This window comes from Glycomyces terrestris, from assembly GCF_003933745.1.
GTDB lineage: Bacteria > Actinomycetota > Actinomycetes > Mycobacteriales > Micromonosporaceae > Glycomyces > Glycomyces terrestris.
Map to the genome: position 1 here is coordinate 776,035 of NZ_RSEB01000002.1, position 17,343 is coordinate 793,377.

Genomic DNA, 17,343 nt, shown 5'->3' on the forward strand with positions numbered 1-17,343 from the left:
TCACCTGTTGGGTGTCGCGCAATGCAGGTCAGGACACGTGTATCAGAGCCGTTACCGTTGAGGCATGACTCTCGGGACGCCCAGCGTGATGCCGGTCAAGGCCGCCAAGATCGGCGACCTGCTGCGGTCGGGCGAGCCCAAGTTCTCCTTTGAGCTGTTCCCGCCGCGCGACGAGCAGGCCGAGGGCGTCCTCTGGCGCACCATCCGCGACCTGGAGCGGCTCGGCGCCGACTACGTCTCGGTGACCTACGGCGCGGGCGGCTCGACCCGGCTCAAGACGGTGGACACGACCGACCTGGTCAACGCCGAGACCACGCTGCTGACGATGGCGCACTGCACGGCCGTCGACCACTCCGTGGCCGAGCTGCGCAACCTCATCGGCCACTTCGCGAACGTCGGGGTGCGCAACATCCTCGCGGTGCGCGGCGACCCGCCGGGGAACCCGCGGGCGGACTGGGTCCGGCACCCCGAGGGCATCCTGCACGCCCGCGAGCTCGTCGAGCTCATCAAGGAGTCCGGCGACTTCAGCGTCGGCGTGGCCGCGTTCCCCGACGGGCACCCGCGCGACGTCGACTGGGAGACGGGCGTGCGCTACTTCGTGGAGAAGTGCCGCGCCGGGGCCGACTTCGCGATCACGCAGATCTTCTTCGACGTCGAGGACTATCTGCGCCTGCGCGACGCCGTCGCCGCGGCCGGGTGCGACGTGCCGATCGTCCCGGGCATCATGCCGATCACGAACATCAAGCAGATCGAGCGGTTCGCGGTCCTCACCGGCATGGTCTTCCCCGAGGCCCTCGCCGAGCGGCTGCGCGCGGTCGAGGACGACCGCGACGCGATCCGCGACATCGGCGTCGAGGTGGCGACCGAGATGGGCTCGCGGCTCCTCGCCGAGGGCGCGCCCGGGCTCCACTTCACCACCTTGAACCACTCGCGCTCCACCCGCCGCGTGTGGCAGAACCTCCGCGGCTAGCCCCCGGCCGACTGTCGGCTACCCGATCGAGGGATTGCGGCGGCCGCCCCGGCACGTAGAGTCCTCTTCTATGTTCGATGCTGCGAATGCACGCGTGATGCCATCTGCTACAACAAGACCCATGCGCACCCGAGTGCCCGCCGACTCCCTTGTAGGCAGGGTCATCCTCTCCACGCGGTTCAAGCCCGGCGCGGTCGTCGGCGTCGGACTCACCGCCAGCCTCTTCGTCCCCTTCTGCGTCCTCGTCGGCGGACCGGTCGTCCTCGTCGCGCTCCCGCTGCTCGCGGTCACCGCGATGGCCGACGCCTCCTACACCCTCCTCGCCGCCCGCTCGACCAGCCTCTCCCGCCGCGTCCTCGTCCTCGAACCCCTCGCCGCCCGCCTCTCGGAGGCCTCCTGGCTCCTCGCGCTGTGGTTCCTCGGCGCGCCCGGCTGGGCCGTCGCGGTCACCGGCGCCCTGTGCTGGATGTACGTCCTCACCCGGATGCGGGCCCGCCAGGTCGGCCTGAACGACCTCGGCATGATGACCCTCGGGGAGCGCTCGGTGCGCGAGGTCGTGGTCGCCCTCGGCCTCGGCGCCTGCGGCGTCATCGCCGTCGCCGGCGGCGGCCAGTACGCGGCCTGGACCGAAGGGGTCGTGACCATCACCATCACCGCGTGGATGCTCATGGCCGCGCTCGGGCTGCTCCAGCTGGTCATCGTCGTGGCGGCGGCGCTGCGCAACGACTGACCGGGAATGCCCCGGCCGCCGCGGGCGTTGAGCATCCAATGCGCTACGACGACATCACCGACGACCAGATCGCCGCCTTCATCGACTCCGCCGGGCGCGAGCGCCAGGTCCCCGAGGAGACCCAGCGCCTGCGCGACGCCGAGGAGATGCTCGCCCGCAAGGACCCGCACGCGGCCCTGAAGTTCCTGGAGCCGCTGCTCCGCGACCACCCCGAGCACCCGGACGTGATGCTCGCGGCCGCCCGCGCCTACTTCAAGTCGGCGCAGCTGAACAAGGCGCTCGTGCTCACCGAGAAGATGGTCGAGGCCAACCCGGCCGACTTCTACGCCCGCATGCTGCTCGGCCGCACGCTCCAGCGCCTCGGTCGCGCCGAGGAGGCCCGCGGCCACCTGCGCCTGGTGGACGAAGTCACCGAGTAGCCCTTGACGACGTCGCGGAGCCGCCGTCCGAAGTTTCGAACACCGCGTGGCGCGGAGGCGAATTCCAAGGGTCGCGAACCTGTCGGTTCGCGACCCTTTCTCATTGCCGCGCAACACATCCGCTGTCGGATGCGCGACAGTCGGTAGTGAAACGCTGATTTTGCGCGAACTTGGGGGTTGGAAATGTCGTACCCCTGTGGTTCCATATTTCTCGAACGCAAGTTCGAACAGGTTTAGGAGGCCACCATGGCTGCTTCCCGACCCGGAGCCACCCGATCAGCTTCAACCGTGTCGACCGCCGGCACCGGCTCGCCCCGACTCGTGCAGGCCGGCACCGTCTCCAACTCCCGGCTGCGCATCCCCGCCGACCAACTTCCCAACCGGTCCCCGCTGCAACTGCTCTCCACGGCCCGCGCCGACCTCGACGACGCCGCCGAGCGCGTGCGCCCCGGCGAGCGCTACGCGGAGGCCCACATGGCCGCCCTGCGCGTCGCCGTCGCCGTGCTCGCGGTCCGCGCCGGAGACGCCACCGGCAGGCGCCGCCCCGGCCGCCCGTCGAGCACCTGGGAGCTCCTGCGCAACGTCGCGCCCGAGCTGGAGGAGTGGGCCTCCCACTTCGCCCGCACCGCCCGCAAGCGCGTCCTCGCCCAAGCCGGCATCCCCGACATCGTCACGCCCGAGGAGGCCGACTCGATCGTCGCCGACGCGCGGCGCTTCCTCGACGTCGTCGTCAGGCTCCTGGGCTTCAGTGCGCTTGCGCGCTGAAGAGGGAGGCGCAGCAGCGCGCTTGCGCGCTGAAGAGAAGGCGCAGGACCGCGCCTCGCGCTGAACGACCGGGCGAGGAGCGGCGGGTCCCGCTGATGACCGCCCGCTCCTCCGGGTGACCCCCGACGTGCCCGCAGATACGCGCGCGCTTGATAGACGACGCCGGTTATACGATTGTCCCTGGCTCGGCCGATCGACAGCTTGTCCTCAGGCCCAGCATTTGACAGATTGTCCCCAGGGTCGCGTCTTGACAGGACGCGGGCTTGGATTCAACAAGCCAGGGAGTTTTCGAGCCGTGTATCGGACACACCTCGCCGGCACGCTGAGTGCCGCTGACGTCGACCAGCAAGTCACCCTCGCCGGATGGGTGGCGCGTCGCCGCGATCACGGTGGGGTGGAGTTCGTCGATCTGCGCGACGCCTCGGGCGTCGTCCAGGTCGTCTTCCGCGACTCGGAGGCCGCCAAGGCCGCCCACGAGCTGCGCAACGAGTTCTGCGTCTCCGTCACCGGCACCGTCGCGCGCCGCCCCGAAGGCAACGAGAACCCCGACCTGCCGACCGGCGAGATCGAGATCAACGCGACCCACCTCGACGTGCTCTCCGAGGCCGCGCCGCTGCCGTTCCAGATCGACGACCACGTCGACGTCTCCGAGGACGTGCGCCTGCGCCACCGCTACCTCGACCTGCGCCGCACCGGCCCCAGCCACGCGATCCGCCTGCGCTCCAAGGCCAACCACATCGCGCGCAACCTCCTCGTCGAGGACGGCTACGTCGAGATCGAGACCCCGACGCTCACCCGCTCCACCCCCGAGGGCGCCCGCGACTTCCTCGTGCCCGTGCGCCTCCAGCCCGGCACCTGGTACGCGCTGCCGCAGTCCCCGCAGCTGTTCAAGCAGCTGCTCATGGTCGGCGGCTTCGAGAAGTACTTCCAGATCGCGCGCTGCTACCGCGACGAGGACTTCCGCGCCGACCGCCAGCCCGAGTTCACGCAGCTCGACATCGAGGCCTCCTTCGTCGACCAGGACGACATCATCGACCTGGGCGAGCGCATCGTCGCCGCCCTCTGGGCCGAGCTCGCCGACTACGAGGTCCCGCTGCCGATCCCGCGCCTCCAGTGGCACGACGCCATGGACCGCTACGGCTCCGACAAGCCCGACCTGCGCTTCGGCCAGGAGCTCGTCGAACTCACCGACTACCTGCGCGGCACCGAGTTCCGCGTCTTCGCCGGCGCAATCGAGGCCGGCGGGTACGTCGGCGCGGTCGTCATGCCCGGCGGCGCCGCCCAGACCCGCAAGGAGCTCGACGGCTGGCAGGACTGGGCCAAGGCGCGCGGCGCCAAGGGCCTCGCCTACATCACCTTCAACGCCGAGACCGGCGAGCCGAAGGGCCCCGTCGCCAAGAACCTGTCCGAGGAGCACCTCGCCGGGCTCGCCGACGCCGTCGGCGCCAAGGCCGGCGACGCGGTCTTCTTCGCCGCCTCGGCCGACCGCCGCGAGGCCCAGGAGCTGCTCGGCGCCGCCCGCCTCGAGGTCGGCCGGCGCGTGGGCCTCATCGACCCCGACGCGTGGGCGTTCTGCTGGGTCGTCGACGCCCCGATGTTCGAGCCCACCGACGACGGCGGCTGGACCGCGATCCACCACCCGTTCACCTCGCCGAACCCGGAGTGGGTCGACAAGTTCGAGACCGACCCCGGCAACGCGCTCACCTACGCGTACGACATCGTGCTCAACGGCAACGAGCTCGGCGGCGGGTCCATCCGTATCCACGACGCCAAGGTCCAGAGCCGCGTCTTCGACGTGCTCGGCCTGACCCACGAGGACGCCCAGGAGAAGTTCGGCTTCCTCCTCGACGGCCTCAAGTACGGCGCCCCGCCGCACGGCGGCATCGCCCTCGGCTGGGACCGCGTCTGCATGCTGCTGGCCAAGTCCGACTCGATCCGCGACGTGATCGCGTTCCCGAAGGCCGGCGGCGGCGTCGACCCGCTGACCTCGGCCCCGACGCCGATCACGCCCGAGCAGCGCGCCGAGGCCGGCATCGACTTCGTACCGGAACCGGAAGCGGGTACCGACCCCGTTGCCTCCTAGCCCTACGATGGCGTAGTGCGCGGCCCGAGCCATGCTCGGGCCGTCGCTCTTTCGAGTGCCCGGCTGCCCCTCAGCATCTTCCGAACGGCAGGAGTCCGCGGGTGGCGGCCGCGGCTCGGCCAGGGCTGGTATATGTAACATCCGGCCGACGCAGGAGTAAGAGGAGCGGGTTCGACGTGCAGAGCGGGACCTCGGTGGCGGATCGCTACCGACTGGACGAACGGCTGGCCGCGGGCGGCATGGGGGAGGTCTGGAAGGGCACCGACACCCGGCTCGGCCGCACGGTCGCGATCAAGGTCCTGCACGCCGGACTCTCCAACAGCGACAAGTTCCGCGCCCGCTTCCAGCTCGAGGCCCGCGCCGTCGCCGCGCTCCAGTCGCCCGGGATCGTCGCCCTCTACGACTACGGCGAGGAGGACGGCGACGAGGGCCTCATCTCCTACCTGGTCATGGAGCTCGTGCCGGGCCGCTCCCTCGCCGAGATCCTCAAGGACCGCGGCCCGCTCCCGCCCGCCGAGGTCATGCAGATCGTCGCCACCGCGGCCGACGCCCTCGAGACCGCCCACCGCCACGACATCATCCACCGCGACATCAAGCCCGCGAACCTCCTGGTGGACGAGGAGACCGGCGCGACGAAGATCGTCGACTTCGGCATCTCCGCGGCCCGCGGCGCCTCCGGCCTCACCGAGACCGGGACCGTCATGGGAACGCTCGCGTACGCCTCGCCCGAGCAGCTCAACGGCGCCGAACTGACCGGCGCGAGCGACCTCTACTCGCTCGGCATCGTCGCGTACGAGGCCCTCATGGGCCGCCCGCCGTTCGTCTCGGACACGCCGGTCGCGGTCATGAACGGCCACATGACGCAGGCTCCGCCGCCGCTGTCCCGCGAGATCCCCGCCGGCGTCGCCCAGGTCGTCCTCCAGTCCCTCCAGAAGGACCCGCGCGCCCGCTACGCCTCGGCCGCCGACATGGCCCGCTCCGCCCGCGAAGGCCGCGTCGTCACCGGCAGTATCCCGCTCGCGACCCCCGCCGACGGCCAGCAGACCCAGTACTTCGGCTCCGACCAGACCGCCCTCATCGGCGCGGGCATCCCCGCCGGGGCCGGCGGCGACACCGCCGCCCAGCCCACGGGCCAGATGGCGCAGGAGCAGGAGAAGAACCGCACGGCCCTCTGGCTCACCATCGCCGCGATCGTGCTGGCGCTGCTGCTCCTCGGCGGCCTGCTCTGGTGGATCGACGCGAACAACGACCGCGCCAACATCGAGGACAACCAGACGCCGAGCCCCACCGAGTCGGTCGTCCAGTCCGAGGAGCCCACGTCGGAAGCGCCGACCACCGAAGAGGAGACCGACGAGGACTGGGACCCCACCACAGAGGAGGAGACCTCCGAGGCGCCCACCTCAGAGGAGCCGACCGATACCGGCGAGCCGACTGACACCGGCGAGCCGTCCGACACCGGAGAGCCCTCCCCGACTGACTCATCTGAGAGCCCAGAGCCCTCGGACTCAGCGACTCCCTCTGAGGGCGGTGGCGGTGGCGGCGGCGAAGAGGGCGGAGCCTGACGCATGGGTGCGGCCCGCGGATCGAATCCGCGGGCCGCACTCGCGTTCCTAGCCTTGGACCGGCGGATACCTCATCACCCGGTCCTGGCCGTTCCCGTTCGACGTGGTCACCCACAGGTGACCGTCCGGTCCGAGTTCGACGGTGCGGATGCGGCCGATCTCGGAGACGAGCACCGCGACCGGTTCGCCCGCCTCGCCGTCGGCGAGCGGGACCGTCCACAGGCGCTGGCCGCGCAGGGCCGCGACGTACGCGGTGTCGCCCACGACCTCCGCGCCCGAAGGCGACGCCTCCGCGGTCGTCCAGGTGACCAGCGGGTCCACGAACTCCGGTGCCCCGCCGGAGCCCTCGACCTCCGGCCAGCCGTAGTTGCCGCCCGCGACGCCGAAGTTCAGCTCGTCCCAGGTGTTCTGGCCGAGCTCGGAGAAGTACAGGTCGCCGCTGTCGTCCCACGACAGGCCCTGCACGTTGCGGTTGCCCCAGGTGTACACGGGGGAGCCCGCGAACGGGTTGTCCTCGGGCACGCTGCCGTCCGGGTTCACCCGCAGGATCTTCCCGCCCAGGCTGTCGAGGTCCTGCGCGTTCGCGGTGTCGTTCGCGTCCCCGGTCGTGATGTACAGCTTGCCGTCCGGGCCGAACGCCAGGCGGCCGCCGTTGTGGTTCAGCGCGACCGGGATGCCGGTGACGACCGGCTCGGGCTCGAACGAGTCGAGCGTGAACCGCACCACCCGGTTGTCCTCCGCAGTGGACACATAGGCGTAGACCCAGCCGTCGGTCTGGAACGTGGGGGAGACGGCGAGGCCCAGGAGCCCGCGCTCGTCGAACGAGCTCGTGCCCCTGACGACGTCGAGGGTCCCCAGCACCACCGGGTCGGCGTCGGTGCCGATGCGCAGCACCTCGCCGGAGTTGCGCTCGGCGACGAGCGCCGAGATCCCGTCGGGCAGGAACGCCAGCCCCCACGGGATCGTGAGGCCGGAGGCGACCGTCTCGCCGGCCGCGAAGTCGAACCGCGGGGTCTGCGCGGGGTCCTCCTGCGCGGCCGCGGTAGCGGTGCCGAGCGCCAGCGCCAGCCCTGCGGCGGCCGCGCCGAACGCGGCCATCTTGCGTCTCATGGATGCTCCTTGTCTCTCGTGTGCCGGAACGGAAGCGGAGAAATCATGATATTGAGGCATTTCGATGTAATTGCATCGTAAGCACGATTCGGGCGCGATGTCCAGGACTGGGATCCCCCGATATCGAGCGGAATTCGTGATATTCGAATGTTCAATGATGTGGATTTTTGAGGTACGCTTTCCCGACCCTGGTTTGGTTACCGATCACTCAGTGCTCCACCTGTGCGATCGGTCGAGCGAGATTGGTTGGACAGTGACGTCTCAACGCCTCTTGGGAACCCTCGTCGCCGCGGTCGCGGTCGCGGTTCCCGCCGTTCCCGCGGTCGCCGCGACCGCCGACGCGCCCCTCCTCTGGTACGAGTTCGACGAGACCGCCGGGTCCGTCGTCGCCGACTCCTCCGGCAACGGCCACGACGGCGTCCTCACCGGCGGCTCCTGGACCGCCGACGGCCTCGCCCTCGACGGCGTCGACGACTACGTCGACCTCCCCGACGACCTCCTCGCCGGCCTCGACGCGATCACCGTGACCGCCGAGGTCTACATCGAGCCCGACCAGGCCGGCCCGTACTTCATCTACGGGCTCGGCAACTCCAGCGGCAGCTGGGGCGACGGCTACCTCTTCACCACCGGTAACGGCTACCGCACCGCGATCTCCACCTGCCACTGGACCTGCGAGCAGGACACCAACTCCGGCGCCGACCTCGCCCGCGGCACCTGGAACCACCTCGCGTACACCCTCGCCGACGGCACCGCGGTCCTCTACCTCAACGGCCAGGAGGTCGCCCGCAACGAGGCCGTCACCATCACCCCCGGCGACATCGGCGGCGGCGCCACGACCGCCAACCACCTCGGCCGCTCCCTCTACTCCGGCGACCGCCACCTCCACGGCCGCTTCGCCGACTTCCGCATCTACGACGGCGCGCTGGCCGCCGCCGACATCGGCGGCCTCGCCGCCCACCTCAGCGCCGAGAAGGCCGCCGAGGACGCCGCCGCGATCGACCTCGGCGACACGAGCGCCGTCACCGCCGACCTCGACCTCCCCGACCAGGGCGCGAACGGCTCCCGGATCACCTGGGCCTCAAGCGATCCCGCGGTCGTCGGCGCCGACGGCACCGTCACCCGCCCGGCGATGGACGCCGACGACGCGACCATCACGCTCACGGCAACCGTGATCCTCGGGACCGTGCGGCAGCAGCGCGACTTCACCGCCACCGTCCTCGCCGAGTACGACGACGACGAGGCGGTCGCCCTCGACGCCGCCGCTCTCCTCATCCCGAACCTCGACGACGTGCGCTCCTCCATCCACCTGCCCACCGAGGGCGCCAACGGCTCCACCATCACCTGGAAGTCCAACAAGCCGGGCGTCATCGCGACCGACGGCATCGTGAACCGCGCCGAACCCGGCGGCCGCACCCAGAAGGTCAAGCTCACCGCCACCGTCCAGCGCGGCCGCGAGAAGGAGAAGCTCACCTTCACCGCGACCGTCCCGCCGCTGCCCGCCCCGGCCGCGTACACCGGCTACCTCTTCACCTACTTCACCGGCGAGGGCACCCCCACCGGCGAGCAGGTCTACGCCGCCCTCAGCGACGGCGACGACCCGCTCGCCTTCACCGAACTGAACCGCGACGCCAACGGCGCCGCCCAGCCGATCCTCACCTCCGACCAGGGCGAGCAGGGCGTCCGCGACCCGTTCCTCATCCGCTCGCCCGAAGGCGACCGCTTCTTCCTCATCGCCACCGACCTCAAGATCAACGGCAACGGCGACTGGAACCGCGCGCAGCGCCACGGCAGCCTGTCCATCATGGTCTGGGAGTCCGACGACCTCGTGGACTGGAGCGAGGGCCGCCTCGTCCAGGTCTCGCCCGAGAACGCCGGCGCCACCTGGGCCCCCGAGGCGTACTGGGACCCCGAGCAGCAGGCGTACGTCGTCTTCTGGGCCTCGCCCCTGTTCGCCACCGACGACCACTCCGAGGGCTTCTACCACCGCATGATGTACGCGACCACCCGCGACTTCGTGCACTTCTCCGAGGCGCGGGTCTGGGTCGACCAGGGCTACTCCACGATCGACTCCACCATGATCGAGGACGACGGCACCTACTACCGCTTCACCAAGGACGAGCGCTCGAACACGTCCTCCACGCCGTGCGGCAAGTTCATCCTCGCCGAGACCGCGTCCTCCCTCGCCCCCGACGCCGAGTGGGCGTTCCTCGCCGACTGCATCGGCTCGGGCGCGATGAGCGCCGGCGAGGGGCCGCTCGTCTTCAAGTCCAACACCGAGGACAAGTGGTACCTCTTCATTGACGAGTTCGGCGGCCGCGGCTACCTCCCGTTCGCGACCACCGACCTCGCCTCCGGCGAGTGGACGCCGGTCGCCGAGTACGACCTGCCGGCCAGTCCGCGCCACGGCACCGTCATCCCGGTCACTGCCGCCGAATACGAACGGCTGCAAACGGCCTGGTAGCGACTGGACGAGGGGCGGCCGCCGGACCCACCATCTGGCGGCCGTCCCTTATGCTCGGAACCGGAACGCAGCAACCCCCGATCCCAGGAGCACACCCATGCACTCCCGCACCTCCCTCCGCGTCACCGGCGCCGTGGCCGCGGCCGCCTTCGGACTCGGCCTCGCCGCCTGCGGCGACGGCACGAACGACACCGCCGGCGGCGCCGGCGACAACGAAGTGGCCGCCCTGACCCCGCAGGAGGCCGTCGCCGCCGCCTTCCAGGGCCTCTCGGACGACTCCTACAAGATGGAGTCGACCATGACCCTCAACGGCACCGAGTTCGTCGCCATGACCACCACGGTCGACGGCGAGAACGCCCAGGCCTCCGGCGACGTCTTCATGAGCGCCATGGCCGAGGCCTCCGGCGAGGAGCTCGACCCGTCCATGGCCGGCCTCTTCGCCGACATGCACATGGAGACCGTCGTCATCGGCGACACCGCCTACCTCCAGATCACCGGCGGCATGTTCGACGGCATGGCCGACGAGTACGGCGCCGACGCCTGGTTCACCGTCGACATCACCGAAGGCGACATGGGCGAGGTGTACTCCCAGCTCGGCGGCATGGACCTCGCCTCCCAGACCGAGACGATGCTCGCCAGCCTCGAGAACGTCGAGGAGACCGGCCCGAACACCTACACCGGCACCCTCGCCGCCGACTCCGAGGCGCTCGCCGCCTTCACCGAGGGCATGGCCGCCGAGGACACCGCCGCCCTGGAGTCCATCGAGGTCACCGTGGTCCTCGACGACGAGGGCCTGCTCAAGTCGACGGCCATGACCCTGCCCGAGACCGACGGCATGACCATGGAGATGACCAGCGAGGTCGTCGAGATCGGCGGCTCCTACGACATCGCCGCCCCCGACTCCGACAACCTCGTCCCCTTCGAGGAGTTCATGGGCTCGGGCTTCTAAGGCGCCAGGCCCGTCCGCGACACGGGGCCGCCGCACCGGCCGGTGCGGCGGCCCCCGCCATGTGCGGAACCGGTCGCGCCGCGAAGCACTTCTGCGTCCCCGTCGGCCCCATGGCTTACGCTGAAGGCGAGATGGACGCACCAGGTTTGTTCGAAATCGCGCAGCCGCCCGAACCGCAGCCGTCGGGCATCCTCGGCACCGGCGCGGCGACGGGGGACGAGCCGCTGGCCGTGCGCATGCGCCCGCGGACCCTCGACGAGCTCGTGGGCCAGGACCACCTGCTCGGCGCCGGCTCGCCGCTGCGGCAGGTCGTGGAGGGCCGCCAGCCGCTCTCGGTCATCCTCTGGGGCCCGCCCGGCTCCGGCAAGACCACGATCGCGCACCTCGTCGCCCAGTCCGGCGACCGCCGCTTCCGCGCCATGTCCGCGCTGAACTCCGGCGTCAAGGACGTGCGCGCCGCGATCGACGAGGCCCGCCGCGTGCGCCGCACCGGCGGCCCGCAGACGATCCTGTTCATCGACGAGGTCCACCGCTTCACCAAGACCCAGCAGGACTCCCTGCTCGGCGCCGTCGAGGACCGCACCATCACGCTCCTGGCCGCCACCACCGAGAACCCCTACTTCTCCGTCGTCGCGCCCCTCGTCAGCCGCTGCGTGCTCCTGACCCTGCGCGAACTCGACGCCACCGACGTCGGCGAGCTCGTCGACCGCGCCGTCGCCGACGAGCGCGGCCTGAACGGCGGGGTCGTCCTCGAACCCGAGGCCCGCGAGCACCTCGTGCGCACCGCCGCCGGCGACGCCCGCAAGGCCCTCACCGCCCTGGAGGCCGCCGCGCTCTCCGCCGGCGAGGACCGCCGCATCACCGTCGCCGTCGTCGAGGCCGCCATCGACACCGCCGCGGTCCGCTACGACCGCGACGGCGACGGCCACTACGACGTCGCCTCCGCGTTCATCAAGAGCCTGCGCGGCTCCGACGTGGACGCGGCCATGCACTACCTCGCGCGCATGGTCGTCGCCGGAGAGGACCCCCGCTTCATCGCCCGCCGCCTCGTCATCTTCGCCTCCGAGGACGTCGGCATGGCCGACCCGACCGCGCTCCAGACCGCCACCGCCGCCGCGACCGCCGTCGAGCGCATCGGCATGCCCGAGGCCCGTATCAACCTCGCGCAGGCCGTCGCCCACCTCGCGACCGCGCCGAAGTCGAACGCGGTCATCACCGCGATCGACGAGGCGATCAAGGACGTGCGCCAAGGCAGGATCGGCCCCGTCCCGCCCGACCTGCGCGACGCCCACTACAAGGGCGCGGGCGCGCTCGGCCACGGCGCCGCCTACGTCTACCCGCACGGCGACCCGCGCGGCGTCGTCCCGCAGCGGTACGCGCCCGACGTCGTCGCCGGCCGCGACTACTACCGCCCGACCCGGCACGGCCTGGAGGCCGAGATCGGGCCGCGCCTGGAGAAGCTGCGCCGCATCGTGCGCAGCGGCGACGCGCGCGAGGGCGCCGATGGCGACTGACCGCCCGCCGCGCCCCACCTCCGACCGGCTCGCCCACGCCCTCGAAGGCACCGGCGCCCGCATCGAGCGGCTGCGCATGGGCGTCGTCGCCGTCGTCGTCTCGGCCGCGCTCCTCGTCGCCGCGGTCCTGTTCCTGGGCCGCGCGGTGACCGTCGACCCGACGCGCCGGGCCGCCGACGAGCTGACCGTCCCGGCCTGGGCCGCCGTCAGCGTCGCCGACGAGACCTACGGCAGCCGCTGGTGCCTGGGGGAGTGCCGGGTCCGGATGCGCACCTGGGAGTCCGAGGGCACCGTCGAGGACACCTCCGCGGTGTACTGGAAGGCCGTGCTCGACGCCGGCTGGACCCCGGCCGACCCGGCCGTCTGCGTCGGCGGCGTCGGCGAGGAGGGCTGCTACGTGCGCGACGAGCTCTACCTCGAACTGTGGATCGTCCCCGTCGAGTGCGGCGACCGCTATGAGCTGTGCGTCGGCTCGGAGGTCACCGCCGTCGTCGCCTCCCAGGCCGCGCTCCCGCGCCTCGCGGAGGACCGCCGCACCGCCGCGGAGGCGGGTTGAGGCCGGGCCGCGCCCCGTTGCGTCGGATGTCCGATCCCGCAAGGTAAGGTCGGGGCTGCGTCGCTTCTACGCGCGAACCGGGACCAATCAACAGCCGCACCGGTCGGTCAATGCTTCAGCAAGGGGGAAGAGCTGTGCCAGGCGAGACGTTGGCAGTGGAGTTTACGAACGTGAGCCTCTGGGAAGTCGCGCTGCTGATCATCGCGGTCGCGTTCTTCATCTTCAGCCTCATGCTCGCGGTGGGCCTCATCCGGAAGCTCGACGGCACGGTCGCCCGCGTCAACAGCGTGCTCGACAAGGTCGACCACGAGATCGGCCCGATCCTGCGGAACGCGAACACGACGCTCGACAACGTGAACGCCTCGCTCGTCCAGGTCGAGGGCGAGCTCGAGAAGGTCGGCGCGATCACCCACAACGCCGCGCACGTCTCCTCCAACGTCGCCAACATCACCAGCCTCGTCGTCTCGGCCGTCGGCTCGCCGCTGGTCAAGGCCGCCGCGTTCGGCTTCGGCCTGCGCACCGCCGTCAAGAAGCGCAGCCAGGACTACGACGAGGACCAGGTCCGGCGCATGGTCGAGGCGTCCCGCCAGACCAAGCGCGAGGCCAAGCGGGCCGCCAAGGCCCGCCGCCGCGCCGCGAAGTAGCGCACCCGCGCGGCGGAGCGCTCCGCCCGCGCACCAGAGACAATGCTCCGAAAACGGATTGAGGGGTCCCCGTGCTCAAGCGGATGATCTGGGTAGGCATCGGCGTCGTGGTCGGCGTCGTCGTGGTCCGCAAGCTCACCAAGGCGGCCGAGTCGGTCACTCCCGGCGGGGTCGCCGAGCGCATCGGCGACGCCGGTGCTGGAATGAGGGAATCGCTCAAGTCGTTCTGGGCGGACGTCTCCGAGGCCAAGGCCGCCAAGGAGGCCGAGCTGTACGAGGCGATCGAGCGCGGCGAGGACATCTCGCCGCTCCTCACCGAAGCCGAAGAAGACGACGACCGCGCCCCGGGCCGGTTGTTCTAGCAGTCGCGAGACCTTGAAGGAGGTGCCCCATGGAGACCGCTGAAATCCAACGCCGATTTCTGAAGTTCTTCGAGTCCAACGGCCATACGGTGGTCCCCAGCGCACCGCTGCCGGCGATCGAGGACCCGAACCTGCTGTTCGTGCCGGCCGGCATGGTCCCGTTCGTGCCCTACTTCCTGGGTCAGGCGACACCCGACTGGAGCACCGCCACGTCGGTGCAGAAGTGCATCCGCACGCCCGACATCGACGAGGTCGGCAAGACCTCGCGCCACGGCACGTTCTTCCAGATGAACGGCAACTTCTCCTTCGGCGACTACTTCAAGGAGCAGGCGATCCGCTACGCCTGGGACCTGACCACCGGCTCGGTCGAGTCCGGCGGCCTCGGACTGGACGGCGACCGCATCTGGGCCACGGTCTACCTCGACGACGACGAGGCGATCGACATCTGGCACAAGCAGATCGGGCTCCCGCTCGACCGCATCGTGCGCCGCGGCCAGGCCGACAACATGTGGTCCATGGGCATCCCCGGCCCGTGCGGCCCCTGCTCGGAGCTGTACTACGACCGCGGGCCCGACTACGGCCCCGAGGGCGGCCCCGAGGTCGACGAGGACCGCTACCTGGAGTTCTGGAACCTCGTGTTCATGCAGAACATCCGCGGCGAGGGCCCCGCCAAGGAGGGCTACGAGATCCTCGGCGACCTGCCGAAGAAGAACATCGACACCGGCATGGGCATGGAGCGCATGGCCGCCCTGCTCCAGGGCGTCGACAACATGTACGAGATCGACCAGGTCCGCCCGCTCATCGACAAGGCGTCCGAGCTGACCGGGAAGCGCTACGGCGTCTCCTCCTCGCGGACCGCCTCCGAGTCGCACCCCGACGACGTGCGCTTCCGCGTCATCGCCGACCACGTGCGCTCGGCGCTCATGCTCATCGGCGACGGCGTCGTGCCCTCCAACGAGGGCCGCGGCTACGTGCTGCGCCGCATCATGCGCCGCGCGATCCGCGCCGTGCGCCTGCTCGGCTACGACAAGCCCGCGCTCCCGGAGCTGCTGCCGGTCGCCCGCGACTGCATGAGCCCGTCCTACCCCGAGCTCGCGAAGGACTTCGAGCGCATCGCCTCCTACGCGTACGGCGAGGAGGAGGCGTTCCTCAAGACCCTCAAGCACGGCACCACGATCCTCGACACCGCGGTCGCCGAGACCAAGACCGAGGGCGGGAAGACCCTGTCCGGGTCCAAGGCGTTCGAGCTGCACGACACGTACGGCTTCCCGATCGACCTGACCCTGGAGATGGCCGAGGAGCAGGGCCTCTCGGTCGACCAGGAGGGCTTCCGCCAGCTCATGGCCGAGCAGCGGCGGCGCGCGAAGGCCGACGCGGCGGCGCGCAAGACCGGGCACGCGGACCTGTCCGCGTACTGGCAGCTCCTCCAGGAGCAGGGCCCCACCGACTGGAAGGCGTACGAGACCCTCGAGACCGAGTCCCGCGTCATCGGGCTCCTCTCGCAGGGGCAGCCGATCCCGGTCGCGAAGGCCGGCATGGTCTGCGAGGTCGTGCTCGACCGGACCCCGTTCTACGCCGAGTCCGGCGGCCAGCACGCCGACGCCGGCAAGATCGTCGGCCCGAGCCTCTTCGCCGAGGTCGTGGACGTGCAGCGCCCGGTCAAGAAGCTCGTCGTCCACCAGGTCCGCATCCTCGAGGGCGAGCTCGCGCTCGACGACAAGGTGCAGGCGACCGTCGACGCCGAGTGGCGCCTCGGCGCCCGCCAGGCGCACTCGGGCACCCACGTGGTGCACGCGGCCCTGCGCGAGGTGCTCGGCCCGACCGCGCTCCAGTCCGGTTCGTTCAACCGGCCCGGCTACCTGCGCCTGGACTTCTCGTGGCGCTCGAAGCTCTCCGACGAGACGAAGAGCGAGATCGAGGAGGTCTCGAACAAGGCCGTCCGCGACGACCTGCCCGTCTCGGTCAAGTACATGTCGCTCCCGGAGGCCAAGGACTTCGGCGCGGTGGCGCTGTTCGGCGAGACCTACGACGAGACCGTGCGCGTCGTCGAGATCGGCGGCCCCTGGTCGCGCGAGCTCTGCGGTGGCACGCACGTGTCGCACTCGGCCCAGATCGGCCCGCTCGTCCTCACCGGGGAGTCCTCGGTCGGCTCGGGCCAGCGCCGCGTCGAGGCCGCCACGGGCATGGAGGCGTACCGCTACCTGGCCCGCGAGCGCGACCTCGTCTCGCAGATCGCCGAGGAGATCGGGGCCCAGCGCGGCGACGTCCTCGAGCGGGTCCGCGCGATCCTCCAGCGCTCCAAGGACGCCGAGCGCGAGCTCGCCGGCCTCCAGGCGAAGCTCGTCTCCGGCCGCGCGGCCGAGTTCGCGCAGAACGCGAAGCAGGTCGGCGCCGTCAAGGTCGCCGCGGTCCAGGCGCCCGAGGGCACCAAGGGCGGCGACGTCCGCGACCTCGCGCTGAAGATCCGCGACGCCCTCGGCGACGCCGAGCCGGGCGTGGCCGCGGTCGTGGCGACCGCGGGCGGCAAGGCCAGCATCGTCGTCGCGGCGAACGCGGCCGCGAAGGCGCAGCACGTGTCGGCGGCGGCCCTCGTCAAGGCCGCGCTGTCCGGCAAGGGCGGCGGCAACGACGACATCGCGCAGGGCGGCGGCGTCGCGGCCGACCAGGCCCCGCAGCTGCTCGACGCGGTCGTCCGCGCCATCGGCGAGTAGATGGAAGACGCACCTGACGGCCCCGCACCCGACGAGTGGGTGCGGGGCCGCCGTCTCGGCATCGACCTCGGGAAGGCCCGCATCGGCGTCGCCGTGTGCGACCCCGACGGGCTCCTCGCCACTCCGGTCGCGACCGTTCGTCGCGACCTCAAAACCGCTGGTGAGCACATTCCGGCCGATATTCAAGAAATCGCCGAAACGGCCCGGGAATACGATGTGGTCGAAATCGTCGTCGGCCTACCCGTTACTCTTTCGGGTGAGGAGGGGCCGGCAGCCGCCCACACCCGAGCCTGGGTGCAGCGGTTCGCCGACCACGTCTCGCCAACGCCGGTGACCCTGACCGACGAGCGCATGACCACCGCCGTCGCCACCCGCCGCCTGAACGAGGGCGGGGTGCGCGGCAAGCGGAAGCGCTCCATCGTCGACCAGGCGGCCGCGGTGGAGATCCTCCAGCAATGGTTGGACCGGCGGCGGAGGTAGAGGACAGGATGCTCGGCGACTTCAGGA

Annotated in this window: 15 protein-coding genes; 14 read left to right on the top strand and 1 reads right to left on the bottom strand. The window is 71.0% G+C overall.

The genetic code is table 11. The annotated features are described in order from the left end of the window. The first annotated feature begins 64 nt into the window (after positions 1-64). The 6 genes from metF (at position 65) to EIW28_RS09045 (ending at position 6,529) form a co-directional block, all read left to right on the top strand. Positions 65-970 carry a methylenetetrahydrofolate reductase [NAD(P)H] gene (gene metF, locus EIW28_RS09020; protein WP_125247355.1) on the top strand — a complete coding sequence of 302 codons (906 nt, stop codon included), beginning with the start codon at positions 65-67 and terminating at the stop codon, positions 968-970. Between the two features lie 121 nt (positions 971-1,091). Next, positions 1,092-1,700, top strand: a complete 609-nt coding sequence (locus EIW28_RS09025; protein ID WP_125247356.1) for a hypothetical protein — start codon at positions 1,092-1,094, stop codon at positions 1,698-1,700. A gap of 38 nt (positions 1,701-1,738) precedes the next feature. Beyond that, complete coding sequence (locus EIW28_RS09030; protein WP_125247357.1) at positions 1,739-2,119, top strand: tetratricopeptide repeat protein; 381 nt, start codon at positions 1,739-1,741, stop codon at positions 2,117-2,119. A gap of 288 nt (positions 2,120-2,407) precedes the next feature. Then, positions 2,408-2,884, top strand: coding sequence for an SAV_6107 family HEPN domain-containing protein (locus tag EIW28_RS09035; RefSeq protein ID WP_197717162.1), 477 nt, complete (start codon positions 2,408-2,410; stop codon positions 2,882-2,884). 295 nt (positions 2,885-3,179) lie between these two features. Continuing rightward, positions 3,180-4,967 (top strand): aspartate--tRNA ligase, encoded by a 1,788-nt coding sequence (gene aspS, locus EIW28_RS09040; protein ID WP_125247358.1) that lies wholly within the window; start codon positions 3,180-3,182, stop codon positions 4,965-4,967. 176 nt (positions 4,968-5,143) lie between these two features. Next, positions 5,144-6,529 (top strand): serine/threonine-protein kinase, encoded by a 1,386-nt coding sequence (locus EIW28_RS09045; RefSeq protein ID WP_125247359.1) that lies wholly within the window; start codon positions 5,144-5,146, stop codon positions 6,527-6,529. Positions 6,530-6,577: 48 nt separating this feature from the next. Here EIW28_RS09045 and EIW28_RS09050 read toward each other — a convergent pair whose 3' ends face one another. Further along, positions 6,578-7,639, bottom strand: coding sequence for a PQQ-dependent sugar dehydrogenase (locus tag EIW28_RS09050; protein ID WP_232013861.1), 1,062 nt, complete (start codon positions 7,637-7,639; stop codon positions 6,578-6,580). A 253-nt stretch (positions 7,640-7,892) separates the two neighbouring features. Here EIW28_RS09050 and EIW28_RS09055 point away from each other — a divergent pair, with 253 nt between their 5' ends. The 8 genes from EIW28_RS09055 to ruvX all read left to right on the top strand — a co-directional run bounded on the left by EIW28_RS09055 (position 7,893) and on the right by ruvX (position 17,316). Further along, the gene (locus EIW28_RS09055; RefSeq protein WP_158630339.1) at positions 7,893-10,100 is read left to right on the top strand and encodes an immunoglobulin-like domain-containing protein; all 2,208 of its coding nucleotides are present in this window, start codon (positions 7,893-7,895) and stop codon (positions 10,098-10,100) included. Between the two features lie 97 nt (positions 10,101-10,197). Continuing rightward, the gene (locus EIW28_RS09060) at positions 10,198-11,049 is read left to right on the top strand and encodes a hypothetical protein (protein ID WP_125247361.1); all 852 of its coding nucleotides are present in this window, start codon (positions 10,198-10,200) and stop codon (positions 11,047-11,049) included. Positions 11,050-11,180: 131 nt separating this feature from the next. Beyond that, the gene (locus EIW28_RS09065) at positions 11,181-12,563 is read left to right on the top strand and encodes a replication-associated recombination protein A (RefSeq protein WP_125247584.1); all 1,383 of its coding nucleotides are present in this window, start codon (positions 11,181-11,183) and stop codon (positions 12,561-12,563) included. Next, the gene (locus EIW28_RS09070) at positions 12,553-13,119 is read left to right on the top strand and encodes a hypothetical protein (RefSeq protein WP_125247362.1); all 567 of its coding nucleotides are present in this window, start codon (positions 12,553-12,555) and stop codon (positions 13,117-13,119) included. Before EIW28_RS09065 ends, EIW28_RS09070 begins: the two co-directional genes overlap by 11 nt. A gap of 170 nt (positions 13,120-13,289) precedes the next feature. After that, positions 13,290-13,763 carry a DUF948 domain-containing protein gene (locus EIW28_RS09075; RefSeq protein ID WP_158630340.1) on the top strand — a complete coding sequence of 158 codons (474 nt, stop codon included), beginning with the start codon at positions 13,290-13,292 and terminating at the stop codon, positions 13,761-13,763. 71 nt (positions 13,764-13,834) lie between these two features. Beyond that, complete coding sequence (locus tag EIW28_RS09080) at positions 13,835-14,125, top strand: DUF6167 family protein (protein ID WP_187350589.1); 291 nt, start codon at positions 13,835-13,837, stop codon at positions 14,123-14,125. A 29-nt stretch (positions 14,126-14,154) separates the two neighbouring features. Beyond that, positions 14,155-16,836 carry an alanine--tRNA ligase gene (gene alaS, locus EIW28_RS09085; protein ID WP_125247364.1) on the top strand — a complete coding sequence of 894 codons (2,682 nt, stop codon included), beginning with the start codon at positions 14,155-14,157 and terminating at the stop codon, positions 16,834-16,836. Continuing rightward, positions 16,837-17,316: a Holliday junction resolvase RuvX gene (ruvX, locus tag EIW28_RS09090; RefSeq protein WP_125247365.1), complete on the top strand. Its 480-nt coding sequence runs from the start codon at positions 16,837-16,839 to the stop codon at positions 17,314-17,316. It abuts the gene before it with no gap. Positions 17,317-17,343 lie beyond the last annotated feature (27 nt).